The sequence below is a fragment of the Streptomyces sp. NPDC059917 genome, from assembly GCF_042730635.1.
GTDB lineage: Bacteria > Actinomycetota > Actinomycetes > Streptomycetales > Streptomycetaceae > Streptomyces.
This window is the reverse complement of the sequence record NZ_JBHWLC010000046.1, coordinates 37,803-62,955: the sequence shown is the minus strand read 5'-3', so window position 1 is coordinate 62,955 and position 25,153 is coordinate 37,803. Positions and strand designations below refer to the sequence as shown.

The 25,153-nt window shown below is 75.5% G+C and carries 16 protein-coding genes and 2 tRNA genes; 8 read left to right on the top strand and 10 right to left on the bottom strand.

From position 1 onward, the window contains the following. The first annotated feature begins 84 nt into the window (after positions 1-84). Positions 85-867, top strand: a complete 783-nt coding sequence (locus ACFWAR_RS25080) for a TetR/AcrR family transcriptional regulator (protein ID WP_385781135.1) — start codon at positions 85-87, stop codon at positions 865-867. 274 nt (positions 868-1,141) lie between these two features. Continuing rightward, positions 1,142-3,127, top strand: a complete 1,986-nt coding sequence (locus ACFWAR_RS25075; RefSeq protein ID WP_385781132.1) for a sigma-70 family RNA polymerase sigma factor — start codon at positions 1,142-1,144, stop codon at positions 3,125-3,127. Between the two features lie 387 nt (positions 3,128-3,514). Here ACFWAR_RS25075 and ACFWAR_RS25070 read toward each other — a convergent pair whose 3' ends face one another. Together ACFWAR_RS25070 and ACFWAR_RS25065 are read right to left on the bottom strand one after the other, a co-directional pair. After that, positions 3,515-6,862, bottom strand: coding sequence for an ATP-binding protein (locus ACFWAR_RS25070; protein WP_385781130.1), 3,348 nt, complete (start codon positions 6,860-6,862; stop codon positions 3,515-3,517). A 226-nt stretch (positions 6,863-7,088) separates the two neighbouring features. Further along, a complete protein-coding gene (locus ACFWAR_RS25065) occupies positions 7,089-9,344 on the bottom strand; it encodes an asparagine synthase-related protein (protein ID WP_385781127.1) in 2,256 nt (751 codons plus the stop codon). A 591-nt stretch (positions 9,345-9,935) separates the two neighbouring features. Between ACFWAR_RS25065 and ACFWAR_RS25060 the strand changes: the two genes are divergently transcribed. The 4 genes from ACFWAR_RS25060 (at position 9,936) to ACFWAR_RS25045 (ending at position 15,252) form a co-directional block, all read left to right on the top strand. Further along, a complete protein-coding gene (locus ACFWAR_RS25060; protein WP_385781125.1) occupies positions 9,936-11,612 on the top strand; it encodes a sporulation protein in 1,677 nt (558 codons plus the stop codon). Between the two features lie 76 nt (positions 11,613-11,688). Next, the gene (locus ACFWAR_RS25055; RefSeq protein ID WP_385781122.1) at positions 11,689-12,888 is read left to right on the top strand and encodes an FAD-dependent oxidoreductase; all 1,200 of its coding nucleotides are present in this window, start codon (positions 11,689-11,691) and stop codon (positions 12,886-12,888) included. Positions 12,889-12,994: 106 nt separating this feature from the next. Then, complete coding sequence (gene trmB, locus ACFWAR_RS25050; RefSeq protein ID WP_385781120.1) at positions 12,995-13,801, top strand: tRNA (guanosine(46)-N7)-methyltransferase TrmB; 807 nt, start codon at positions 12,995-12,997, stop codon at positions 13,799-13,801. A gap of 56 nt (positions 13,802-13,857) precedes the next feature. Beyond that, positions 13,858-15,252: a PrsW family intramembrane metalloprotease gene (locus ACFWAR_RS25045; RefSeq protein WP_385781117.1), complete on the top strand. Its 1,395-nt coding sequence runs from the start codon at positions 13,858-13,860 to the stop codon at positions 15,250-15,252. Here the strand turns inward: ACFWAR_RS25045 and ACFWAR_RS25040 are convergent. The 4 genes from ACFWAR_RS25040 to ACFWAR_RS25025 form a co-directional block, all read right to left on the bottom strand. Continuing rightward, on the bottom strand, positions 15,161-16,243 hold the full coding sequence (locus ACFWAR_RS25040; protein WP_385781114.1) for a M23 family metallopeptidase: 1,083 nt from the start codon (positions 16,241-16,243) through the stop codon (positions 15,161-15,163). The genes ACFWAR_RS25045 and ACFWAR_RS25040 overlap by 92 nt on opposite strands. A gap of 311 nt (positions 16,244-16,554) precedes the next feature. Then, on the bottom strand, positions 16,555-17,727 hold the full coding sequence (locus ACFWAR_RS25035) for a PP2C family protein-serine/threonine phosphatase (protein ID WP_385781146.1): 1,173 nt from the start codon (positions 17,725-17,727) through the stop codon (positions 16,555-16,557). Between the two features lie 220 nt (positions 17,728-17,947). Then, a tRNA-Met gene (locus tag ACFWAR_RS25030) sits at positions 17,948-18,024 on the bottom strand. 71 nt (positions 18,025-18,095) lie between these two features. Beyond that, positions 18,096-18,590 carry an FBP domain-containing protein gene (locus ACFWAR_RS25025; RefSeq protein WP_385781111.1) on the bottom strand — a complete coding sequence of 165 codons (495 nt, stop codon included), beginning with the start codon at positions 18,588-18,590 and terminating at the stop codon, positions 18,096-18,098. Positions 18,591-18,676: 86 nt separating this feature from the next. On the opposite strand from ACFWAR_RS25025, the gene ACFWAR_RS25020 reads away from it, so the two are divergent. Then, complete coding sequence (locus tag ACFWAR_RS25020; protein ID WP_385781108.1) at positions 18,677-19,255, top strand: TetR/AcrR family transcriptional regulator; 579 nt, start codon at positions 18,677-18,679, stop codon at positions 19,253-19,255. A 175-nt stretch (positions 19,256-19,430) separates the two neighbouring features. Then, positions 19,431-19,503 (top strand) — tRNA-Lys (locus tag ACFWAR_RS25015). Between the two features lie 77 nt (positions 19,504-19,580). On the opposite strand, the gene ACFWAR_RS25010 is transcribed toward ACFWAR_RS25015, so the two are convergent. The 4 genes from ACFWAR_RS25010 to cseB all read right to left on the bottom strand — a co-directional run bounded on the left by ACFWAR_RS25010 (position 19,581) and on the right by cseB (position 25,138). Then, positions 19,581-22,154, bottom strand: a complete 2,574-nt coding sequence (locus ACFWAR_RS25010) for an FtsX-like permease family protein (RefSeq protein WP_385781105.1) — start codon at positions 22,152-22,154, stop codon at positions 19,581-19,583. 77 nt (positions 22,155-22,231) lie between these two features. Further along, entirely contained in the window at positions 22,232-23,017 is a 786-nt protein-coding gene (locus ACFWAR_RS25005; protein ID WP_385781102.1) for an ABC transporter ATP-binding protein, read from the bottom strand. 124 nt (positions 23,018-23,141) lie between these two features. After that, positions 23,142-24,419: an ATP-binding protein gene (locus ACFWAR_RS25000; RefSeq protein WP_385781100.1), complete on the bottom strand. Its 1,278-nt coding sequence runs from the start codon at positions 24,417-24,419 to the stop codon at positions 23,142-23,144. Beyond that, positions 24,416-25,138 carry a two-component system response regulator CseB gene (cseB, locus tag ACFWAR_RS24995; RefSeq protein ID WP_385781097.1) on the bottom strand — a complete coding sequence of 241 codons (723 nt, stop codon included), beginning with the start codon at positions 25,136-25,138 and terminating at the stop codon, positions 24,416-24,418. The genes ACFWAR_RS25000 and cseB overlap by 4 nt, the downstream gene beginning before the upstream one ends. Positions 25,139-25,153: the final 15 nt, after the last annotated feature.

The following is a 25,153-nucleotide window of genomic DNA, read 5'->3' as shown; positions in this document are numbered from 1 at the left end:
CAGGGCCCACATGACCGTGGCCCCCCTCGACACGAAGGCGGGGACTGTCTCCGGGGGGAGACAAATGATTACCGGGGGAAACATATGAACATTTCCGATTTCCATGGGTCTGCGACCGCGCTCTCGGCCGAGGGCGCCACTCGTGTGATCGCTGGTGGAACCTCGCACGGCGTGGGCCGCTCCACGCCGCTGCGGGTCGACGCACAGCGCAACCTCGAGCACGTCCTGCGCGCCGCGCGCGAGGTGTTCGGTGAACTGGGCTACGGGGCTCCGATGGAAGACGTCGCGCGGCGCGCCCGCGTCGGTGTCGGCACCGTCTACCGGCGCTTCCCGAGCAAGGACGTCCTGGTCCGGCGCATAGCCGAGGAGGAGACCTCCCGACTGACCGAGCAGGCCAGGGCCGCGCTCGGCCAGGAGGAGGAGCCGTGGCAGGCGCTGTCGCGCTTCCTGCGCACCTCCGTCGCCTCCGGCGCCGGGCGGCTGCTGCCGCCGCAGGTGCTGCGGGTCGGTGGGGCCGGCGAGGACGGCCAGGACGTGCTGGAGGCCGTGGACACGGCGCGGGTGCCGCAGCAGCGGCAGGCCGTGGTGGTCGGCGGTCAGCCGGACCTGCGGGTCGTGGGCGGGCGTACCTCGATCGAGGACGAGCCGTCGGAGGACGCGGGCGCCGGTGCGCTCCTGGAGGTCGTCGGCCGGCTGGTCGACCGCGCCCGGGAGGCCGGTGAACTGCGCCGCGACGTCACGGTGGCCGATGTGCTGCTCGTCATCGCGACGGCCGCGCCGGCACTGCCGGACCCGGCCCAGCAGGCGGCCGCTTCGGCCCGGCTGCTGGACATCCTGCTGGAGGGGCTGCGCTCGCGGACCGTCTGAGCGGACCGTCACGGCTGAGTCACCTTTCGCGCGGTCGGTCCGCCGGGAAACCGGGTGGACCGGCCGCGCGTTCGGCTCCCCCGGCTCGATCCGCGGAGCGCTCGCATCGAACGGACGCGAACGGACGGTCACCCGGACGGGTGAGGCGGGGCGCGGGAATTCGCCGAATCCAGCCCGGATGAGTGGATGCCGTCCGGAGCGGTCCGGTGCGCGGTCGCCGTGTGACACGCTGGTTCGGTGTACCGGCTGAGTGTGTCCTGCGGGGGCTTGCGCGATGGGCGTTGACGGGCGGGAAGATCCGGTCTCCGGTGCGGCGGGCCCCGGCGGCGAGTCCGACGAGGGCGCCTTGCCCGCCCGACAGGTCCCGGCCCAGCGCGAACCGAGCGGCCCCCGGACCTCCGGTGGTACGAGCGCGGGGGCGTCGGCGGCGGGCCAGGCCGGTGCGGCCGGTGCAGAAACGCCTTCGTCCGACGCCGAGTTGATCGCGCGGATGCGCGGGGGTGACGACGGCGCCTACGAGGAGCTCTTCCGGCGGCACGCCGATTCCGTACGCCGCTACGCGCGCACCTGCTGCCGCGACGCGCACACCGCCGACGACCTGACCGCCGAGGTCTTCGCCCGCACCCTCCAGGCGGTGCGCGGCGGGGCCGGGCCCGACCAGGCGGTGCGCGCGTACCTGCTCACCACCGTCCGCCGGGTCGCCGCGGCCTGGACGAAGACCGCCAAGCGGGAGCAGCTCGTCGAGGACTTCGCCCTGTTCGCGGAGCAGTCCGGCGCGGGAGCCGAGGCGGGGACGGGGCTGGCGCCCGGCGCGGACACCCTGGAACTGGGCGCGGACGTACGGGCCATGCACGAGGCCGAGCAGTCGCTGGCCATGCAGGCCTTCCGCAGCCTGCCCGAGCGGTGGCAGGCCGTGCTGTGGCACACCACCGTCGAGGAGGCCTCGCCGAGCGCGATCGCCCCGCTCTTCGGGCTGACCGCCAATGCGACGGCGGTGCTGGCCAGCCGGGCCCGGGAGGGGCTCAAGCAGGCCTACCTCCAGGCCCACGTGAGCACCGCGCTGAGCGAGGGCGGGGACTGCGCCCGCTACGCCGACCGGCTGGGCGCCCATGCCCGGGGCGGGCTGCGGGTGCGGGCCGAGCGGGGGCTGCGCAAGCACCTGGAGGAGTGCGTGAAGTGCCGGCTGGTCGCCGGTGAGCTCAAGGACGTCAACGCCGGGATCCCGGCGCTGCTTCCGGTCGCGGTCATCGGGTGGTTCGCCGCCGGGTACGCGGTCAAGGCGGCCGGGGTGGTGGCCGGCGGGGTCGTGGCCGCGGGTGGTGCGGGGGCCGCCGCGGCGGCCGCGGGCGGTTCCACGGCGGGGGCGGGAGCGGGGGCCGGGGCCGGGGCGGCCGGGGCGGCCGGTGGGTCCGGGGCCGGGGCCTCGGGTGCGGGGGCGCTGGCCTCCGAAGGGCTGGGGCTTCCCGCCAAGGTCGCCATCGCCGCCGGTGTGGTGGTGGCCGCCGCGGCCGGGGTGGTGTTCGCGCTGGCCGGGGACGACGCGAAGCCCGAGGCGCAGGTGGCGCCGAAGCCGACCGCCGTCGCGCCCGTGGTCCCGCACGCCCCGGCTCCCCTCTCCCCGGAGCCCGGTTCGCCCGCGCCGCAGCCGCCGGTCGTGCGGGCGCCCGTACCGTCGCCGCGCGGGTCGACGCCGCAGGCGCCCTCGGCGTCGCCGACCCGGTCGCCCTCGCCGCCCGCGCCGTCGCCCGCGAAGCCGAGCCCTCCGCGGGCGACGCCGAGTCCTCCGCGGCCTTCGCCGAAGCCGAGCCCGACGCCCGCTCCCGCGACCGGCTACCAGCTGGTGCGGCTGGAGCAGTCGGCGCTGGGCGACCACGACGGGCCCGAGGTGCAGACCTGGCGCAGCAGCTGGGTGTGGCAGCGGTGGGGGCTGGTGGTCGGCGACCGGCGCTACGGGCACGGGATCACCGTCAACGCCCGGTCCTCGGTGGAGATCACCCTGAACCGCGTGTGCAGCTCCTTCTCCGCGCGGGCCGGGGTGGACGGGCTGTCCCTGCCGGGTGACGGAGCCGTGCGGTTCTCCGTGTACGGGGACGGGGTGCGGCTGTGGCGGTCGGCGCCGGTCTCCTACGGCGAGCCCGCCGTGCCGGTCGAGGTGGCGATCACCGGGCGCAAGACGCTGCGGTTGGTCGTGGAGCATGCCGATCGGCGTGCCGACCTGACGTTGGCTGCGTGGGCCGACTCGGTGATCAGCTGTCGGTGACGTGGGCGGGGGCCTGTGGCTTGGCCCTCCGGGGGCGCCTCAAGCGCCGGCGGGGCTGGAATGGGGGCCCTGGTCGGCTGGCCGTCGCTCGGGCGGGGCGCCTGCGGCTGGGTGGGCCCTCCGGGGGCGCCTCAAACGCCGGCGAGGCTGGATTGGGCCGGTGGTCACGGGCAGCAGTGGGGCTGGGATGGGGGGCCAGTGGTCGGCTCGGCTGGCCGGGGCTCGGACAGGGCGCCTGCGGCTGAGTGGGCCCCCCGGGGGCGCCTCAAACGCCGGCGGGGCTGGAATGGGGGCCCTGGTCACCAGCCGGGTGCGGCTCGGACAGGGCGCCTGCGGCTCGGTGGGCCCTCCGGGGGCGCCTCAAACGCCGGCGGGGCTGGATGGGGCTCAGGTGGTGAGGTTGGTGAGGAGGGATTGGGGGGTGAGGGTGGTGCCGGTGGCGGATTCTTGGGCGTAGGTGGTCGGGCCGAGGGTGGATCGGTTGCGGGCCGGTAGGTCGTGCACCAGGGCCTCTTCGGGTACGGACCGGGGGAAACCGGCGCGCCAGGCGGTGGCCGCGGCCAGGGCGCGGACGGACTCGGCGGGCCGGTCCAGGTCCGCCAGCAGCGCCGCGGTCGTTTCGGCGAGGACGGCCAGCACCCGCTCCGCGCAGTGCTCGGTGATCGCCTTCTCCAGCGTCGGCACGATCACCGCCAGTCCGGCGGCCGGGCCCTCCTCCAGCGCCCGGAGCCGGGCGTCCAGATTGGCCAGGCCCGCCACGAACTGCGGCGGCACGTTCGCCAGGACCGACTCGACCCCGGCCCGCTCGTGCTCGGCGCGCGCCCGGACCGGATCGCCCTGGTCGAGCGCGATCATGCCGCCGAGGAGGCGGGAGAAGGCCAGGACGTCGGTCACCTGGGTGTCGTACGCCTCGGCGTCGGCCTCCGCCAGCAGCCTCAGGGCGCCTTGCGAGTCGCCCAGGCAGTAGGCGGTCTCGGCGATCCGGGCGAGCGCGAACGGCGCCTCGAAGTGCGAGCCGACCTCGCGGGCCAGGCGCAGGCACTCCTCGTACTCGGCGCGCGCCCAGTCGAACCGGCCGCGCGAGAGCGCGACCTCGCCCGCGGCGCTGGACACCTGGGCGCGGGTCCAACGGTCACCGACGCGACGGGCGATCTCGTGGAGCTCCACCAGGTCCGCGTCGACCGTCGGCAGTCCGCCGATGATGTCGATGGCGACGTGCGTACGGAGCATGAGGGTCACCCCCAGCTCCCACTCGCCCGCGTGCTCCCGGCAGTTGGTGACGGTCTCGTCGAGCCCGGCGTGGAAGTCGAGGGAGTCGCCGGTGAGGTAGCAGGTCAGCGGCCACAGCATGCCGGGGAAGCGGGCGGACTCCGGGCCGGGTCGGCGGAAGGCCCGCTGGATGCGCTCGGCCAGGGCCAGGCGTTCGGGCGTGCGGAACTCCCCGACCGGACGGGTTTCCGCCAGCAGGAACACGTGGAGCAGCTGGAGGCGCATCCAGGGCCAGTACGCGGGGGTGTCCGCGGCCGGTTCCACCGGGTCGAGCGCGATCACCAGGGCGGTCCACTCGGCGCCCTCGGTGCGGTAGTTGCGCAGCCACCAGAACCAGCCCAGGGCGAAGACGAGCCGCTGGGAGGTCTCCAGGTCGGCGTCCGAGACCGCTGCGGTGAAGGCGGCGCGCAGGTTGTCCAGCTCGCCCTCGATCCGCACGATCCAGGGGAGCTGGGCCGAGGAGCGCAGGAGGGGCTCCGCTTCTTCGGCCAGGGCCGTGAAGTGGGTGGTGTGCCGGCGGACGGTGGCGGCCAGGTCCGCCGGGACCTCCGCGGCGCGCTCGGCGGCGTACTCGTGGATGGTCTCCAGCATGCGGTAGCGCATCGCGGTGGCGCCCTCGGCGGAGGAGCCTCCGGGCGAGAGGGGGACCGGGGCCGGGTCCGCCACGACGAGGGACTTGTCGACGAGGGCGCCGAGTACGTCGGCCACGTCCGCGATGTCGGTGAGATCGCCCCCGGACCGGGCGTCGGGCCCGCGCAGGGCGCAGACGGCTTCGGCCGCGGTCAGGTCGCAGCCCCCGGCGAAGACCGACAGGCGGCGCAGCACCGTGCGCTCGTCGGCGTCCAGCAGCTCCCACGACCAGTCGACCACCGCCCGCAGCGTCTGCTGGCGCGGCAGCACCGTACGGCTCCCGCTGGTCAGCAACCGGAACCGGTTGTCCAGCCGGTCCGCGATCTGCCGCGGGGTCAACAACCGCAGCCGCGCCGCCGCCAACTCGATCGCCAACGGCAGCCCGTCCAGGCGCCGACAGATCTCGGCGACGGCGGCCGGATCGTCGGTCACGGCGAACCCCGGCCGGGCGGCGGCGCCGCGCTCCGCGAAGAGGCGGTGCGCGTGGTCGGGCGGGAGGGGTTCGACGGGGCGGACGTTCTCGCCGGGCACGCCGAGGGGTTCGCGGCTGGTGGCCAGGATCCGCACGCCCGGGCAGTGCGTGAGCAGCCGCTCCGCCAGCTCGGCGGCCGCCCCGATGACGTGCTCGCAGTTGTCGAGGACGAGGAGCAGGCGGCGCTGGGCGCAGTGTTCCAGGAGCTGGGTGGTGGGGTCCTGCGCGACGGGCTTCTCGCGGCCGACGAGGACGGTGTCGCGCAGGCCGAGGACGCTGAGGACCGCGCCGGGGACGGCCGCCGGGTGGTCGAGGCGGGCCAGCTCGACCAGCCAGACCGGTTCGGCGGGGCTGGCCGGGGTGGCGGGGGCGGCGCGCTCGGCGTGGCGGGCGGCCGCGTGTTCGGCGAGGCGGGTCTTACCGGAGCCGCCGGGGCCGGTGAGGGTGACGAGGCGGGCGCGGGACAGGTCGCCGTGGAGGGCGGCGAGTTCGGGTTCGCGGCCGACGAAGGAGGTGAGGCGGGGGCGGAGGTTGCCGCGGCGCTCGGTGGGGGCGGGGCCGGGGGTGGGGGGTGGCGTTGTGGGCGCGGGGGCGGGGGCGGGTCGCAGGAGGTCGGCGTGGAGGGCGGTGAGTTCCGGGCCGGGGTCCGCGCCGAGGCCTTCGGCGAGGGCGCGGCGGGTGCGGTCGTACGCGGCGAGCGCGTCGGCGGTGCGGCCGGCGGCGCGCAGGGCGCGCAACTGCTGGGCGCGCAGGGGCTCGTCGTACGGGTGGAGCGCGATCAGCGCCTCGATCTCGGGGAGCAGCGTGGCCGGATCGGTGGTGGGGGTGCGCAGTTCGGCCTCGATGAGGTCGCGGACGGCGGCCGCGCGCTGGGCCTCCGGGCCGATGGCGTGCGCGGCGCGGGTGGTGGGGTCGGGGAGGTCGGCGAGGGCCGGGCCGCGCCAGAGGGCCAGGGCGGTGCGGAGGGTCTCGGCGGTGCGGAGGATGTCGGCGGGGGGCCGTGCTCCGGGCGGGGGCGCGGAGAGGGCCAGGGCGGCCTGGCGGGCCAGGCGCTGGAACTCGTACAGGTCCACGTCGTCCCGGGTGGCGGACAGGCGGTAGCCGCCGGTGGGGTCGGCCTGGACCGTGTCCTTGCCGCCGAGGGTGCGGCGCAGGCGGGATACGAGGGCCTGCAGGGCGGCGGGGGCGTCGTGGGGCGGGTCCTCGGCCCAGATCTCGTCGATGAGGACGGACACGGGGACGGCGGGGCCGCCGGCCCGGAGGGCGAGGGCGGCGAGGAGCGCGCGGAGGCGGGCGCCGCCGATGGGGAGGGGGGAGCCGGAATCGTCACGGGCTTGGGTGTTGCCGAGGATCAGGTACCGCACGGGGTCATTTTGCCTTGGGGGTGGGGGCGGGGGGCGTGGATTTTGGGTGCGGGTGGGGGCGGCCGTCCGGTGCGGGTGCCCGTGGGGGGCGGGTGCGGGTGCCCGTGGGGGGGGGGGGGGGGGGGGCCCGCTGCGCGGGGCTGTCCCCTCCCCGCCCCTTCCCGAAACCGGGCTCCGCCCGGACCCGCGCCTCAAACGCCGGCGGGGCTGGATTTGCCCGTGGGGGTCAGGAGAGGGCCGGGCGGCGGAGGGGGATGCCGGTGGGGACGGCGCGGCGGCGGGGGGAGGAGGTGCCCGTCCAGCAGGTGCCGCGGCGGGCCAGGAGGCGGCGCAGCCACAGTTCCACGGAGACCAGTTCGGCGAGGCCGTCCAGCGGGACCGGACGGCCCTGCGCCGCATCGATCAGGGCCTGCTGGATGACCCGCGCGTCGATCAGGCCCGCGTCCGCCAGCAGCGGGGCGGTGAAGAGCGCCAGCAGCGGGTCGAGGGCGGCGCGCAGCCCGAGCCGGACCGCCGTTTCGTTGGCGGAGTGGGCCGGGGCGCCCCAGCCGGGCGGGAGTTCGCGCACGCCCGTACCCGCGAGGACGGTCCGCAGGATCGCGGCGCGGGCACCGGGCTGGACCCGCAGGGATTCGGGCAGGGCGCGGGCCGCGCGCACGACCTGGTTGTCGAGGAACGGGGCGTGCAGGCGCTGGCTGCGGACCTCCACCGCCTGTTCGAAGACCCGGTGGTCGGCCGCGTGCCGGGCCAGGACCGAGCGGGCCCGGGCCTCTCCGGGGCGCAGCGACAGCGGGGGGCGGCCCGCGGCGGCGGCGAGCCGGACGGCGACCTCGGCGAGGGCTTCGCCGGTCAGCCAGCTCGCGGCGGGGCCGGGTCGGCACCAGGTGAGGGCGGCGAGGGAGGCGTCGAGCGGGGTGGCGGCGTCCCGGGGCAGCAGGCCCTCGCGCAGCCGGGCGGCGGCCGCTTCCATGCCCGCGCGGTAGGGCGTGCGGGCGAGGCGGCGGGCGGCGGAGTACACGGTCAGGGGGACGAGGAGGGACGGGCCGGAGGGCTGGCCCTCGGCGCCGACCGAGCGGGCGAGGGCGGCGACGGGCCGCAGCAGGTGGCGTCTGCGGCGGTCCATGAGGAGGTCGGCCAGCCGGGCGGGGTGCGCGTCGAGGACCTGGCGGGCGCCGTGGCCGACGAAGTGGTCGGCGCTGCCCGAGGCCAGTCGGCGCCGGTCGCGGGCGGCGAGGACGAGGGAGGGGCCGGGTTCGTCGGTGAGGGGGCCGTCGAGGTCGGCGTAGGGGAGGGCTTCCTCGGCCGCGGCGACGACGACGTGGTGCAGGCGGGGGTCGGCGGCGATGGCGTGGGCGCGTTCGAGCTCGCCCTCGCGGCCGCGCGGGGTGGTGAGGTCGTTGAAGGTGACGGCGAGCAGGCGTTCGCCGGCTCCGGAGCCGTGCCCGAGGACGGTGCCGGGGGCGCCTGGCAGTCCGGCGGCGAGGAGGGCGAGGGTGGCGGAGGCGCTGCCGCCGGAGAGGTCGGCCCCCACCCCGGCGGTGGGGGCGCCGCGGGCGGCGCGGCGGTCGGCGGGGCCCATGCCGGGAACCGGCCCGGGGTCGTGGGGCAGGGTGTCGGGGGCATGGCGGGGCGCCGTGAGCCGGGCGCGCACCGCGTCGACGAGTGCTTCCCGCACGCCCTCGGTCGCGGCCTCGGCCGCCATCTCGGGCGCGGCGACGGCGAGGGAGGCGACGGGCTCGTAGCCGGTGATCTCGCGGGAGCCCTCGCGCAGGATGATCGCGTGCCCGGGCGGGATCCGGCGGACGCCCGCGTACGGTGTGCCGTCGCCCAGTGCCTCGGGGCTGTCGGGACAGGCCAGCAGGGCGGCGAGGTGGCCGATGTCGAGCTGGGCCTCGATCAGGTCGGCGAGGGGGAGGGCCGCGGTGGCGTACGCCGTTCCGCCCGCCCAGGGGGTGTAGAAGACGGGCCGGGCGCCGGCGAGGTCGCCGACGACGGTGATCCGGCGGCCGGCCTGGACGACGGCGGTGTAGCTGCCGGGCCACTGGGTGAGGTGGCGCAGGGCGCCGCCCCGGGCGGCGTAGAGGGCGCGGCGCAGTTCGGCGTCCCCGGCGCCGCAGCAGCCGAGGACGGCGAGCCGGGTGAAGGGGTCGGCGGGGTCGGCGGTGACGGTGCGGATCTCGTCGGGGCGCCAGTCGCCGACGGCCCACAGCGGGTCGGGGTCGCCCCACAGGAGTTGGGCGCCGACCGGGTGCAGGGTGCGTTCGGTGTATTCGTCGGGCTCGCCGTAGGCGCCGTACGCACCGGCGGATCCCGGGGAACCGACCGGGCCCGTGGACGCGTAGGGGGTTTGGGAGGCGTACGAGGTGCGCGGGACGTCCGCGAGGCCTCCGCTCGGGCCGTCAGCCCCTCGGCGGGGCTCGCCGACGCGCCCGGCCGTGCCGAAGCTTGCGGCGATACTGCTCCAGCCCACCAACCACCGCATAGCCGTCTCCCCAGCCCGTGGGCACGTGACCGGGGCCGGACGGCCGGACGGCGGGACCCCGGGTGGCTCGGGTCCATGCTGCCACGAGACAGGCGTGCGAGAGTGGTTAAGGGGGGCGCACATGCAAACGAACACGCCCCGCCCACGCGGTATTTGGCGTTCCGTGCCCACCGCCCCATAGGTCGGTTTCGGCCATTCTTCGGCCGTACTGAGCGTGCGCGCGGGGGCGCGGTCCGGGAAGCGGCGTCCACCTCCCGGACCGTACCGCCACCCGCGGGGATTGAGGCGGCGGTCCCTCCCGGCCCGCCGGATCCATGCGTCGGGCCGACCCACGCACCGCACATCGAATCGCCGGGCCCCGGGGCGGGGCAGAGCGCACGGGCGGGCGCACGGCCACACGGGCGGAGCACGCACTGACACGTGCGCCCCGGGCACGACCCCGGCCCCGACTGTGCGTACGGACAACAATCTCGCCATCCGGAAGGCGGGGCCTTAACGCTTGGGATGCGGCGAACTACGCTGGGTTTACGTTGCCGGGCGCCTATGCCCCGACGACGGTCTGCGTTCCACGTGTGTGACGAGGGGTGGCGCATGTCCAGGGAGCTCCGTGAGCCGAACGACAAGCTCGGCGCCGTCCTCGCCCTCGCGGGCATCAGCAACGCGGGGCTGGCCCGGCGGGTCAACGACCTCGGGGCGCAGCGTGGACTGACGCTCCGGTACGACAAGACCTCGGTCGCCCGGTGGGTGTCCAAGGGCATGGTGCCGCAGGGCGCGGCCCCTCATCTCATCGCCGCCGCCATCGGCGCCAAGCTGGGGCGGCCGGTTCCGCTGCACGAGATCGGACTGGCGGACGCGGACCCCGCGCCCGAGGTCGGCCTCGCCTTCCCGCGCGACGTGGGCGCGGCGGTGCGCTCGGCCACCGACCTCTACCGTCTCGACCTCGCGGGCCGCCGCGGGGGCGGCGGGATCTGGCAGTCGCTGGCCGGCTCCTTCTCCGTGGCGGCGTACGCGACGCCCGCCTCGCGCTGGCTGATATCTCCGGCGGACGGCTCGGTCGCGCGTGAGGCCAATGCTCCGGCCCCCCTTCTCTCGGACGGCACGTCGGGAGGTACGGGCGGTACGGGTGCTGCGGGGGGTACGGGAAGTACGAGCGGTACGGGAGGTGCGAGCGGTACGGGCGGCACGACGGGCGGCAGCACGACGGGCGGCGCGGCGAGCGGCGCTCCGGGCGGTGGCCCAGTGGTCCCGGTCACATCGCCGCCGACCTCCTTTGTGCCCGCGCAGTCCGGCGCCGAAACGCCCCGCGCGCCCGGCCAGTCGACGGCCGCGCACTCCCCGGACCCGACCCCCCAGCGGGTCGGCCACAGCGACGTGGCCAAGCTGCGCGAGGCGGCCGAGGACGCACGCCGCTGGGACTCCAAGTACGGCGGTGGGGACTGGCGTTCCTCGATGGTCCCCGAGTGCCTGCGGGTGGACGCGGCCCCCCTGCTGCTGGGTTCCTACACCGACGAGGTGGGCCGGGCGCTGTTCGGGGCGACCGCCGAGCTGACCCGGCTGGCCGGGTGGATGGCCTTCGACACCGGCCAGCAGGAGGCGGCCCAGCGGTACTACATCCAGGCGCTGCGGCTGGCCCGCGCGGCCGCCGACGTACCGCTCGGCGGGTACGTGCTGGCCTCGATGTCCCTCCAGGCCACCTACCGGGACTTCCCGGACGAGGGGGTGGACCTCGCGCAGGCCGCCGTCGAGCGCAACCGGGGGCTGGCGACGGCCCGCACCATGAGCTTCTTCCGGCTGGTGGAGGCCCGGGCGCACGCGAAGTCGGGCGATCCGGTGGCCGCCGGCGGGGCGCTGCGGGCGGCGGAGGGCTGGCTGGAGCGGGCGCGGGAGGGGGACCCGGATCCGACCTGGCTCGGTTTCTACTCGTACGACCGTTTCGCGGCGGATGCGGCGGAATGCTACCGGGACCTCAAACTGCCCCGGCAGGTGCGGCGGTTCACCGAGCAGGCGCTGTCGCGCCCGACCGAGGAGTACGTGCGCTCGCACGGGCTGCGGTTGGTGGTGAGCGCGGTCGCCGAGCTGGAGTCCGGCAACCTCGACGCCGCCTGCGCGGCCGGGACCCGGGCGGTGGAGGTCGCGGGCCGGATCTCCTCGGCGCGCACCACGGAGTACGTGCGGGACCTGCTGCACCGGCTGGAACCGTACGGCGACGAGCCGCGCGTGGCCGAGCTGCGCGAGCGGGCCCGGCCGCTGCTGGTGACTCCGGCGTAGGCGCGTCCGCGCACCGCTCCCGGGCCGCGTTGTCAGTGGTGGGGTGCAGTATGCGGAGGTGGGAGGTGGCAGCGACGTGGACTGCGATGTGCTGGTGATCGGCGGGGGGATCGTCGGCCTGTCGACGGCGCACGCGCTGTCGCGCCTCGCCCCCGGCACGCGGGTCGTGGTGCTGGAGGAGCGGGGGGCCGCCCCGGTCCGTCCCCGAGGCGGGCGCCGCGACGGGCGCCAGGACGGGGCGGTCGACAGCGGGGGCTCGGACAGCGGCACCGTCGACGGCGACACCGTCGACAGCGGGGGCGTCGACAGCGGGGTCGTGGACAGCGGGATCCACCACCGGCCCGGGTCCCTCACGGCCCGCTTCGCGGTGCGGGGCGCGGTCGAGATGGCCGCCTTCTGCGCGGAGCACGGTGTGCCGCACGAGGTGACCGGGAAGCTGGTCGTCGCCACGGAGCGGGCCGAGCTGCCGCGGCTGCACGCGCTGGTCCAGCGCGGCCGCCGGCTGGGGGTACCGGTGCGGGAGCTGGGCCCGGCGCAGATCAGGGAGTACGAACCGGAGGTCCGCGCGCTGGCCGCGATCCGGGTCGGGACGACCGCGGTCGTGGACCACGGACGGCTGGCGGCGCAGCTCGCGCGATCATCCGGCGCGGAGATCCGGTACGGGGCGCGGGCGGAGGGGATCCGGCGGCGGCCGGGCCGGGTCGCGGTGCGGACCGCCTCCGGCGAGGTGCTGCGGGCGAAGGTGCTGGTGAACTGCGCCGGGGTGCGCAGCGACCGGGTGGCCCGGCTGGCCGGGGACGACCCGGGGGTGCGGATCTCGGCGTTCCGGGGGGAGTACTACGACCTGGCGCGGCCCTCGCTGCTGCGCGGCCCGATCGACGCGCTCCCGGACCCGGCGCGCCCCTTCCCCGGTGTCCACCTGCTCCGCGGGATCGACGGCGAGGTCCACGTCGCGGCGGGGGCCGCCGGGCCCCGTCGCGCGGCCGGGGCCGGGCACGGGTCCGGTGCCGGGGCGGTGCCGGTGAAGCGGGAGTTCGTGGAGGCGGTGCGCAGGGTGCTGCCCGGGGTGTCGGAGGCGGACCTCGTACCCGCGGCGGGGCCCGCCGGGCTGCGGGCGCGGGCCGTGCGCCCGGACGGGACGCCGGTGGACGAGGTCCTGGTCCGGGAGACGCCCGGCGCGGTGCACGTGGTGGACGTGGCGCTGCCGGGGGTGGCGGGCGCGCTGCCGGTGGGGAGCGCGGTGGCCCGCCGCGCCCTGCGGATGCTGCGGGACTGAACCGGCCCGCCGGGTTCGGCGCCCGGCCCGCACCGGCGGGACCCGGTCGGGCGGGGGCCTTCGAGGCGTGGGGGAGACGGCGGGCGGGTCGTAGAATCGGGGCATTGTGTCTGAGTCACTGAATCCGCAGCCCGGTACCCCCGACGCCCCCGAGGGGGCGGCTCCCCACGTTCCGCCGCGCTGGCGCACGGAGCCCCGGTTTCCCGACGGGCCCGCGCCCGACCCGGCGGGCTCGCACCACGAGCGCCGGATCCGCAGCTTCCAGCCGCGCCGCAGCCGGGTGACCACCGGCCAGGGCGAGGCGCTGCGCCGCAAGTGGGGCACCTGGGGCCTGGACATCGACGGGCACGAGGTCATCGACCTGAACAAGCTCTTCGACGGCCGCCCCGTCGTGCTGGAGATCGGCTTCGGCATGGGCGAGGCCACCGCGCAGATGGCCGCCGCCGACCCGGACACCGGGATCCTGGCCGCCGACGTGCACACGCCCGGCCAGGGCAACCTGCTCGCGCTCGCCGAGCGCGGCGGCCTCGACAACATCCGGGTCGCCAACGGCGACGCGATCATCCTGCTGCGCGAGATGCTGGCGCCCGACTCCCTCGCCGGACTGCGCGTCTACTTCCCGGACCCGTGGCCCAAGGCCCGCCACCACAAGCGGCGGCTGATCCAGCCCGAGTTCCTCGACCTGGCCGCGACCCGGCTGGCCCCCGGGGCCGTGCTGCACTGCGCGACCGACTGGGAGCCGTACGCCGAGCAGATGCTCGAAGTCCTCGGCGCGCACCCGATGTTCGAGAACACGCAGGCGGACGGCGGTTACGCGCCCCGCCCCGAGTTCCGGCCGCTCACCCGCTTCGAGGGCCAGGGGCTCGACAAGGGGCACGTCGTACACGACCTTCTGTTCCGCCGTACCCCTTAACGGGGATAACGGCCAACGTCACTGCGCGTGTCGGACCCGCTCGCTAGGGTGATGACGTGTTCCGAGCGCTCCCCGGTGTGCTCGCACGTCCGTCGGGCGCGGTCCGCACGTGCGTGCTCGTCGCCCTGCTCTCCTGCGTGACCCTGTCCGGCGTGGCCATCCTGGAGCTCGTGCGGGAACAGACCGGCACCGCCGGCTTCTTCGTCGGGCTCGGGCTGGCGCTGCTCCCGGTGGCGCCGCTCATGGCGGCGTTCCGGTGGCTGGGGCGGGCCGCGCCGCTGCCCTGGTCCCGGCTGCTGTTCTGCGCGGGGTGGGGGGCCTGCACCGCGGCGCTGATCGCCATAGTGGCCAACAACTTCGCGAGCGAGTGGATGGCCGCGGCCGCCACCGATCCCTCCGCCGCCGACCGGCTCGGCTCGGTGGCGGTCGCCCCCGTCGTCGAGGAGAGCGCGAAGGCGGCCGCCCTGCTGCTGGTGTTCACCTTCCGAAGACGGCACTTCACCGGTCCCGCGGACGGGCTGGTCCTCGCCGGTTTCACCGCCACGGGCTTCGCCTTCACCGAGAACATCCTCTACCTCGGCAACGCCTTCGGCGAGGACCTGGACAGCGGCACCACCGTGCTCGACTCCACGACGGCGGCCACCTTCTTCGTCCGGATCATGCTGTCGCCCTTCGCCCACCCGCTGTTCACCGCGCTGACCGGGCTCGGCCTGGGGCTGGCCGCGCGCAGCGCCCGCCGCCCGGTGCGGACCTGGCTGCCGCCGCTGGGGCTGGGGCTCGCCATGGGCGCGCACGCCCTGTGGAACAGCTCGTCCGAGCTGGGCGCGTACGGCTTCTACGTCGTCTACGGCTGCGTGATGGTTCCGGTCTTCGGGGCGCTGGTGGGGCTGGCCGTGCGGATCCGGCGCGGTCAACTGCGCGCGGTCGCGCGCGAGCTGCGGGTCTACGCGGGCGCCGGATGGCTCGGCGCCGCGGAGGCGGCCGCGCTCGCGTCGGTGCCCGCCCGGGCGCTGGCCCGGGCACTGGCCCGGAGCGCGGGCGGACGGCCGGCGGCCCGGGCGGTCGCCGCCTACACGGCGGACGCGGCGGCCCTCGCCCTGCTGCGCGACGGGGCCCGTAGCGGCGGTCCGCGGCGCGTGGCGGACTTCGTGGACCGGGAGCGGGAGTTGCTGGAGCGGCTCTGGCGGGCCCGGGCATCGGCGGGCCCGGTGCTGGCCAGGGCGGCCGTCATGGAGGAGCTGTGGGCGGGGCCGCCGGGGCAGGTCGCCCACCCCCCGGAAGCGGCAGCGGCAGCGGCAGCGGCAGCGGCCGCGACCGCGACCGCGGTTGCGGCTCCCGCCGCCGTTCCCGTTCCCGCTCCTAGACGTTCAGGCCCTTGCCCTGGAGCCACGCCAGCGGGTCACGCGTCGCCCCGTCCGTACGCACTTCCAGATGGAGGTGGGGTCCGGTGACGTTGCCGGTGGCTCCGACCCGGCCGATGGTCTCGCCGGTGGAGACCGTGCCCGAGGTCACCGACATCGAGGAGAGGTGGCAGTACCAGACCTCGGTGCCGTCGGAGAGTTGGAGCACGATCCGGTAGCCGTACGAGCCGGACCAGCCCGCGGAGATGATCTTCCCGTCGTGCACCGCCTTGACCGGAGTGCCGGTCGGCGCGGCGAAGTCGAGCCCGGTGTGCATGCCGGAGGACCACATCGAGCCGGCGTCGCCGTAGTGCGAGGTCAGGGTGTAGGCCGAGGTGGGGAGCGCGTACCCGCCGGTGGTCGCGGCCGTGGAACCGGACGGGCCGGAGGCGGCCGGGCCCGCGTCGGCGGACCGCTGCTGCGCCGCGGCCGCTTTGGCCTTCGCCTCTTCCTCGGCCTTGGCCTTCGCCTCGGCCTTGGCGCGCGCCGCCTCCTCGGTGGCGGCCTGCTTCTGCTTGGCCTCCTCGGCGGCGGCCTGCTGCGCGGTCCGCTCGGCCTCCGCCCTGGCCGTGGCCGCGGCGGCGTCCTGCTGGGACTCGGCCTGCTGCAGGATCCGGTGGCGCAGCACCTCGCCCGCGTCGAAACCGGAGGCCCGCCGCTCCTGACCCGCGCCCGCGTCGAAGCCCTGGTGCGCGCCCTCGGCCCCGCCGCGGACGATCCCGTTCGCCGAACCGTCCCCGGCGTGCCCCGCGCCCTCGCCCGCCGCGTCGTCGGATCCGGTCAGGTCGCCCAGCGACGGGATGCTGATGGCCACCTGCGGGCGGCCCTGCGCGGTGGCGATGCCGCCCGCGCCGACGGCCGCGATGACGCCCACCCCGAGCACGGTGGAGCTGCGGGCCAGTCCGCCGCGCTGGCGCGCCACGCGGTGCTTGCCGCGCACCGGGCGGGCCGAGTCCTCGGTCGGATTCCACTCGCCCCAGGCGCCGGCAGTGGGGGATTCCTGGACCTCGACGCCGTCGGGGGCGGGCAGTTGGGACGGCACCGGGGCACACTCCTCGAAATCCGCGCGCACGCGCACTGTGCCGTCTCTTGCGACGGTTGTGGCGACCGCGCTGCGTTATCGAACGGTAATAGACACCAGGGAGTGATTCCAAGCAGTTGCGATTGATCGTTCATACCAATCGGCCATCCGGCGACCGGCTTTGGCCTGGACTTTCCCGCCCTCTGCCTGCCAAACAGTGGCAAAAGGGCACCACTTTTTGTGTACCTCCAGCCACACACTCTTCATGACGACCCGTCAAACGGCTTGCGGAGCGCGCCCTTTCGCTCACCCACCGTCACGCCGCGCCACCGTCACACCGCGCCGCCATCGCGCCGCACCACCGGTACCGTCCTGCGCCGCGTCGGCTGCCCCTCCCCCGGCCGGGCCACCGCCAGCAGCGCCAGGTCGTCCGTCGCCCCGCCGCCGGTGTGGCGACGCACGTCGGTGATGAGCGCGTCCAGCACCTCCTCGGGGCCCGGGAAGATCCGCCCCCGCAGCCGGGCCGGCGGATCGTAGAACTCCCCCGCCCCGTCCCGGGCTTCGCTCAGCCCGTCGGTGTGCAGCAGCAGGGTCGCACCGGCCGGGAACGGCCACTCCTCGGCCCGGTCGGGCCAACTGCCCAGCTCCCCCATGCCCAGCGGCAGCGCCGGTTCGCCCGGGTGCAGCACCGCCAAGGAGCCGTCCGGGCCGAGCAGCAGCGGTTCGGGATGCCCCCGGTTCACGATCCGCAGGGTCCCGGTCCCGCGCGGGATCTCGGCCAGCACGCAGGTCGTGAACCCCTCGACGGCGTCCAGACTGTCGCGCCGGTTGCCCTCGCGGGCCAGCGCCCGCTCCAGGCGCCGGGCCACCCCCTCCAGCGCGGGTTCCTGCTCGGCCGCCTCCCGGAAGGCCCCGAGGACCACCGCGACCGCTTCCACCGCGCCCAGCCCCTTGCCCCGTACGTCGCCCACGGCGAGCCGCACGCCGTACGGGGTGTCCTGTACGGCGTACAGGTCCCCGCCGATGAAGGCGTCCGCCTCCGCCGCCACGTATCGCGCCGCGATGTGCAGGCCGCCGATCCGATCGGCGGGGGTCGGCAGGACCGCGCGCTGGGCCGCCTCGGCGATGCCGCGCGCGGAGGCGAGCTGGGCGCCGCTGCGCCGGACCACCCGGTTGATGAGGATGGCGAGCACCGAGACGGTCAGGACGGTGACCAGCTCGGTGACGGCCTCGGCCCGCCAGGTGGTGCCGTGGTGGACGTGCAGCGCGACCACCGCGAGCGAGGCGAAGGCGCCGGTCAGCACGGTCGTACCGAGGGCGAAGAGGGGCGCGGCGACCAGCGGGGCCGCGGAGAAGAAGGGCGAGCCCGTGTAGTTGGGCGGGGTGGCCAGGTCGAAGACCAGACCGAGGAGGACGAGCAGCACCGGGAGCGTCCGCACGAAGCGCCGGATCAACCGGTTCGCGCCGGTGCCGGCCGCGCCGCTCTCATCGCCCTGCTGACCCAGCCCCACCAAGGTGTTCTCCTGCCGGCTCCCTCGCACGGGCACGGGCCGCTGCCGCCTCGCTCCCCCAGCCTGTGGGCTCCGGCGGCGGCGGGCGAGGCGGCCGGGGCGTCCGGGTGAACCGCGCCCACGGGGCCCACGGGGAGAGGCACGCGCGAGCGCGGGAACGACGAAGGCCCGGATCCGTGAGGATCCGGGCCTTCGTCTTCGCCCCTGAGGGCTTTGGTAGCGGGGACAGGATTTGAACCTGCGACCTCTGGGTTATGAGCCCAGCGAGCTACCGAGCTGCTCCACCCCGCGTCGGTAAACCCAACTCTACGCCATCCGGGACGGCCCCTCGACCACTTAACGGCCGGGGGCCGTCCGGGGCCTCACAGCCTGGCCAGGAACCCGGACAGATTGCCCGTCATCCGCGCGATCTGCTCGTCCACGGTCAGCGTCTCCTCGAACCGGCCGCCCGGCTCCGGCAGCTTCTTGCCCCGCACGTAGAGCGAGCAGGCCAGGTCGGTGCACATGTAGAGGCCGAGCGAGTTCCCCTCGCGGCCGTCCTTGCCGCGCTTGCGAGCGGTCATCAGCGAGACGCCGCTGCCCGGGTGGATCGTCAGGCACAGGCCGCACATGCTGCGGTGCAGCGCCCCGCGCTTGACGGACGGGAAGCGCAGCGTCACCCCGACCGGTCCGCCGCCGTCGGACCCGCCGGTCACCAGGTAGCTGCGGTCGGGGGCGGACAGGTCGCGCCAGCCGAGGAAGTCGAGGTCTTCCCACGGCCGGGTGGCGAGGTCCCGCGGCAGCGGGATCCGGGCCGCCTCGCCCTTGGAGCAGTTCACGAACGAGCCCCGGATGTCCTTCTCGGTCAGTGCCTTCATGACACCCACGGTAGATTTACCTAGGACACCTAGGCAAATGATTAATACTTATCGCTGATTACAGAGACCTACCCAAGGAGCCGGCGTTGTCCCGAGCAGGCCTGACCCCCGACCGGATCGTCGAAGCCGCCGCCGAGCTGGCGGACTCCGCGGGCCTCGACCAGGTCACCGTCTCCGCCCTGGCCCGCGGCTTCGGCGTCAAGGACGCCAGCCTCTACTCCCACATCCGCGGCCTCGACGACCTGCGCACCCGCCTCGCCCTGCGGTCGGCCGCCGACTTCGCCGACCGGCTCGGCGAGGCCCTGGCCGGCCGCGCCGGGGAGCAGGCGCTGACCGCCTTCGCCGACGCCTACCGCACCTACGCCCTCACGCACCCCGGCGGGTACGCCGCCACCCAGCTGCGGCTCCCGCCCGACGTGGTCGCCGCCTCGCCCGGGCACCAGCGGATGATCGGGCTCACGGCGTCGATGCTGCACTCCTACGCGCTGCCCGAACCCGACCTCACCGACGCGGTCCGGCTGCTGCGCAGCACCTTCCACGGCTTCGCGGCCCTGGAGGCCACCGGCTCCTTCGGCCACCCGCGCGCCGTCCCCGAGTCCTGGAGCCGGATCACCGCCGCCCTGCACGCCCTGCTGACCGACTGGCCGCGCACCGCGGACGCCTAACTCGACTCCCCCGCACGGGGTTGACGCATCGGGCGACGCTTCCCCCACGAACCCGGCACCCGCACCCGGCCGTTCGCCCGAACGGATCGTGGCGGGAAACCGCCGGAGCCACTCCGGGCGATACCCGATCGGCCTCGCGTCCCTCTCCGGCTATGCTCTGGGGTGAGCACTCCGCGGGCCATTAGCTCAATTGGCAGAGCAGCGGACTTTTAATCCGTTGGTTGTCGGTTCGAGTCCGACATGGCCTACAGCTCGCAGAGCGCCCCACCTGGTTTCGGCCAGGTGGGGCGCTCGTTCGTTTCCGGGGCGGGCCGCGGGGCGCGGGCTACTGCTCGGTCATCGCCGCCGGGATGTCGACGCGGGACGCCCTGCGGGCGGGCCAGAGCGAGGCGAGCAGCGCGCCCGTCATGGCGATGAGCACGCCGAGCGCGAGGCGGCCCCAGGGGATGACCAGGGCGTAGCCCACGACGTTCTCCTGGAGGGTGTTGCTGAGCGCCCAGCCGAGGAAGACGCCGAGGACGGTGCCGATCGTGGCGCCGAGCGCGCCGAGGACGAGGGCCTCCAGGCGGATCATCCGGACCACCCCGCGGCGGTCCACGCCGAGGGCCCGCAGGGTGCCGATCTCCCTGCGCCGTTCCAGTACGGACATGGCGAGCGTGTTGGCGATGCCGAGGGCCGCGATCGCCAGGGCCATGCTGAGCAGGGCGTAGAAGACGTTGACCTGCTTGCCGATGTCGCCGCTCTCCCGGGCCTGGAGGTCCGCCTCGTCGAGGACGGCCAGGGCGGGGTTGTCGCCGAGGGCGCGGGTGACCTTGCCGAGCGCGGCCCGGTCGGCCCCGCCGGAGGTGGCGATCAGGACGGCGTCGGTGGTCGGGGCGGTGTCGTAGCGGGCGACGAGCGAGTCGGGGGCGGTGATGCTCGGCATCAGCTTGCTCTGCTCGTCCGCCCGGTAGATCGCGCCGATGGTGACGGAGCCGCGCCGGGTTCCCGCGCCCTGCGCCGTGTCGACGCCCTGCCGGGTCTCGGTGCGCTCCAGCGGGAGGACCTGGCCGACGTGCCAGCCCTCCTTCTTCGCCTTGAAGTCGGCCACGGCGACCTGGCCCTTGCCCAGGACGTCCAGGGAGCCCTCGATCACGTCGTAGTGCAGCAGGCGCCCGATGGTGGTCGGGTCCACGCCCGTCAGTACGGATTGGGCGCCCGCCAGCCGGTACTGGGTGGAGAGGTTGAGCGGGCTGAAGGCGAGACCGGGCACCTTGGCGAGCGGGGCCGCGGTGGCCGGGGTCAGCCCCGCGGCGCCCTCGGCGGGCTTCAGCAGGTAGTCGGCGGCGAAGTCGCGGGTGGTCGCCCCGTCGAGGTACTGGGTGGCCGAGGCCCCCATGACGGACAGGCCGGAGGCGAGGGTGAGGGCGATGGCGAGCGCGGCCGCGGTGGCTCCGGTGCGCCGCGGGTCGCGCACGGTGTTGCGGGCGGCGAGGTCCCCGTACACCGGGGAGATCCGGGTCAGCAGCGGCCGCAGGAGGGCGACGAACGGCCGCGACAGCAGCGGCACGAAGCCGATCGCCCCGGCCAGGGTGAGGGCCGCGCCGCAGCCGATGACGAGCCGGTTGTCCTCCGCGGTGCTGAGCGCGCCGTAGACCACGGCGATGGCGCCGGTGAGCGCGAGCGCGGCGCTGAGGCCGGTGCGCAGGGAGGCGGTGCGCGCGGGCGCCGCGGGCTCGGCCGCGGCGAGCGCGGCGACGGGCGGGATGGCCATGGCCCGGCGGATCGGCAGCCAGGCGGAGACCATCGGCAGCGCGGTGCCGACCAGCAGGGCCACGATCACGGTCGTCGGGGTGAGGACCAGCGGGGCGGCCGGCTCGCTGTCGGTGGCGAAGGCGTTCTGGAGCACCGAGGCGACGCCGGTGCCCAGGGCGATGCCCGCCGCGGAGGCGATCGCGCCGACGAGCAGGGTCTCGGTCAGCAGGATGCGGCGCACCTGCCGGCGCGAGGCGCCGACGGCCCTCAGCAGGGCCAGCTCCCTGGTACGCCGGGCGACCAACATGGTGAAGGTGTTGGAGATGAGGAAGGTGGACACGAAGAGGGCGACCGCGGCGAAGCCGAGCAGGATCTGACTCATGGTGCTGCTGTCGCCGGTGGCCGTGTTGGTCTTGATCCGGGCGAGCTGGGCTCCGGTGATCGCGCCGAGGCCCTGCGGCAGCTTCGCCTCGACCCGGCCGAGCAGCTGCTGGGGGCTGGTGCCGGGCGCGGCGGTCAGCACGACGCTCTCGAAGCGGCCGCTCTGGAGCAGGAGCCGCTGGGCGGTGGCGTCGGTGAACAGCGTCAGGCTGTCGCCGGTGGCCGTCTCGGGCCCGTCGGCGCGGAAGATTCCGCTGAGGGTGTAGCCGGCGGCGCCCTCGTTCGTCCCGACGCGGACGCGGTCGCCGACGCGGTAGCCGCCCTTCGCGGCGGTCTTCTCGTCGAGGGCGATCGCGTCGTCGCGGGTCGGGCCGGAGCCCTGGACGAAGTGGTAGGCGGGGTCCTTCCCGTCCGGTCCCGGGGTGTGGTTCCCGGCCTTGTGCTGCGAGCCGCTGCCGATCAGGCGGCCGCCGCGGTCGGCGACGGCGGCGAAGCCGTTCACCCGGCCCGAGGCGGTGGCGACGCCCTCGATCTTGGCCAGGGCGGCCACGGTCGCGGCGTCGACGACCGCTGGCGGTCCGCCGGCCGCGCCGGTGGCCCGGGCGGAGACGCTGACGTCGATGCCGCGGAAGCCGTCGGTCACCCGGGCGGTGGTGGCGCGGTTCGCGCTGTCGCCGTAGACGAGGCTGCCGGTGATGAAGGTGACGCCGAGCATGACCGCGAACGCGGTCATCGCCAGGCGGGCCTTGTGCGCGAACACGTTGCGCAGGGCGGTTCGGAACATGGGGTGCGGGTCCTGTGAGGGGTGCGGGCTCGGCGGGTGCGAGCGGGCGGACGGGCGGGCGGTGCCGTTCCGGGCGGTCAGCCGACGGTGTGCGCGCGGGTGTCGAGCGCCTTCATCCGGTCCAGGACCCGCTCCGGGGTGGGCCGCGCCATCTCGTCGACGAGGCGTCCGTCGGCGAGGAAGAGCACCCGGTCCGCGTACCCGGCGGCGATCGGGTCGTGGGTGACCATGACCACGGTCTGGCCCAGCTCGCGCACCGAATCCCGCAGGAAGCCGAGGACCTCGGCCCCGGACCGCGAGTCGAGGTTGCCGGTGGGCTCGTCGCCGAAGACGATCGCGGGGCGGGAGACCAGCGCCCGGGCCACCGCGACGCGCTGCTGCTGCCCGCCGGAGAGCTCGCCGGGCCGGTGGCCGAGGCGCTGGGAGAGGCCGACCATGGCGACGACCCGGTCCAACCAGGCCCGGTCGGGGCGCCGACCCGCGACGGTCAGCGGCAGCGTGATGTTCTCCAGCGCGGTCAGCGTGGGCAGCAGGTTGAAGGCCTGGAAGACGAACCCGATCCGGTCGCGGCGCAGTTGGGTGAGCTGGCGGTCGTTCAGCGCGCCCAGTTCGGTGGTCCCGATGCGCACGGATCCCGAGCTGAAGGAGTCGAGCCCGGCGGCGCAGTGCATCAGGGTCGACTTGCCGCAGCCGGAGGGGCCCATGATCGCGGTGAACTCGCCCTCCCGGAAGGAGACGCTGACCCGGTCCAGGGCGACGACGCGGGTGTCGCCGCTGCCGTAGACCTTGGTCAGGTCCGTGGTGGCGGCCGCCGTCCCGGGGCTCGCGTGCGGTGCGTACGGGGCAAGGGGTTCGGCGGTCACGAAGGACTCCTCTACGGGCGCGGAAGGTGCACTCCGAAGGGTGTCCGGGGAACGTATCGGCGCCCGGTCCGTCGTGTATCGGCCGCCGCTCCACCGCGTACCGGTCGTGTAGGGGCGCGCGACCTCAGGCGGGCAGTCGCAGGGTGGCGACGGCGCCGCCGTCCGGCGCGTTCTCCAGGAGCAGTTCGGCGCCGAGGACCTGGGTCTGGCCCACGGCGATGGTCAGGCCGAGCCCGTGGCCCGTACCGCGCTCGGCGGCGCCGGTGTGGAAGCGGCGCGGGCCGCCGGCCAGCAGGTCCGCGGGGAAGCCGCCGCCGTGGTCGCGCACGACGACCGTACGGGCCCCCGCGTCGACGGTGACCCGCACGGGCGCGCCCCCGTGCCGGTGCGCGTTGACGACGAGGTTGGCGACGATCCGTTCGAGGCGGCGCGGGTCCGTCTCCACCGTCATGCCGGCGCCGTCGGCCGCGGTGACCTCGGCGTCGAAGCCCGTACGGGCCACCGCCTCCGCGACCACCGCGGCGAGCGGGACCCGGGCGCGGACCGGCCGCTCGGCGCCCGCGTCCAGCCGGGAGATCTCCAGCAGGTCCTCGACCAGGCCCCGCAGGTCGCGCACCCGGGCCCGCAGCAGGTCCTCCGTCTCGCCCGCCGGCAGCAGGTCGGCCGCGGCCAGCAGCCCGCCGACGGGGGTGCGCAGCTCGTGGGCCACGTCGGCGGTGAAGCGGCGTTCGTCGCGCAGCCTGCGGCTGAGGGTGTCCGCCATCAGGTCGACGGTCGCGGCGATGTCGGAGACCTCGTCACCGCCCCTGGTGGGACCGGTACGGGCGTCCAGGTCCCCGGCGGAGATGCGGGCCGCGGTCTCGGAGACCCGCCCCAGCCGCCGCCCGAGCAGCCCGGCGCCGTAGAAGGCCAGCGGGGTGGTCACCGCGAGGGCGATCAGCGAGGCCACCGCCATGGTCGCGTCGAGGCGGTACAGGTCGGCGAAGTCGTTGGTGATGGCGACCTGTACGGCCAGTACGGGGCTGCCCGGGCCGCCGGTCCGCTGCGCGCCCCAGACCGTCGGGTCCATGCTGCCGGGCAGGTTCCCGCCGTAGGAGACGTGCCGCTCGCCGTCGTCCGGGGCGCGCAGCGCGTAGGGCAGGTCGGGCGGGTCGAGCCGGGCGCCGTTCGTGAGGGTGCCGGTGCGCCGGTAGGCGTCCATGGCCGCGTAGATGCCGTTGAAGGCGTTGCGCTCGGCCCGGTGGCGGATCTCGTGCTTGGTCCACACGTGCACCAGCAGGCCCACCGCCACTGCCACCAGGCACGCCGTGGTGGCGGCCAGCGCGGCGATCTTCCACCGCAGCGGCAGACCGCGCGGGGCGCTCACCGCGCTCACCCCGCTCACCCCGCTCACCCCGCTCACCGCCTGAACTTGTAGCCGAAGCCGCGGACCGTCTCGATCCGGTCCCGGCCGACCTTGCCGCGCAGCCGCTGCACGCACAGGTCCACGACCCGGCTGTCGCCGTCCCAGCCGTACTCCCACACCTCGCGCAGCAGCGTGTGCCGCTCCAGCACGATGCCGGGGTGGGCGGCGAACTCCAGCAGCAGCCGCAGCTCGGTCGGGGTGAGCGCCACCGGGCTGCCGGCGAGGGAGACCTCCAGGCCGCCGGTGTCGATGGTCAGGTCCCCGAAGACGAGCACCTCCCCCTCAGGGTCCGCGGGTCGGCCCGGGGCCGGGGCGGGCGCGTAGGTCGCGCGGCGCAGCAGCGAACGGATGCGGGCCACGAGCACGTAGGTGTCCACGGGCTTGACCACGTAGTCGTCCGCCCCGGCCTCCAGACCGGCGACGACGTCGAGCCCGTCGCCGCGGGCCGACATCATCAGGATCGGTACGAGGCTGGTCTCCCGGACCTTGCGGCACAGGCCGATCCCGTCCAGGCCGGGCAGCATCACGTCCAGGACCAGCAGGTCGAAGGCTTCGGCGCGGAAGAGCTCCAGCCCGCTCAGCCCGTCGGCGGCGGCCCGCATCGCGTAGCCGTAGCGCTCCAGGGCGATGGTGAAGGAGCGGCGCATCAGGTCGTCGTCCTCCACGAGGAGCACGCGCACGGGGGGCTCGGGCGAGGACGACACGGAGGACGACACTGCAGACGGCTCCTG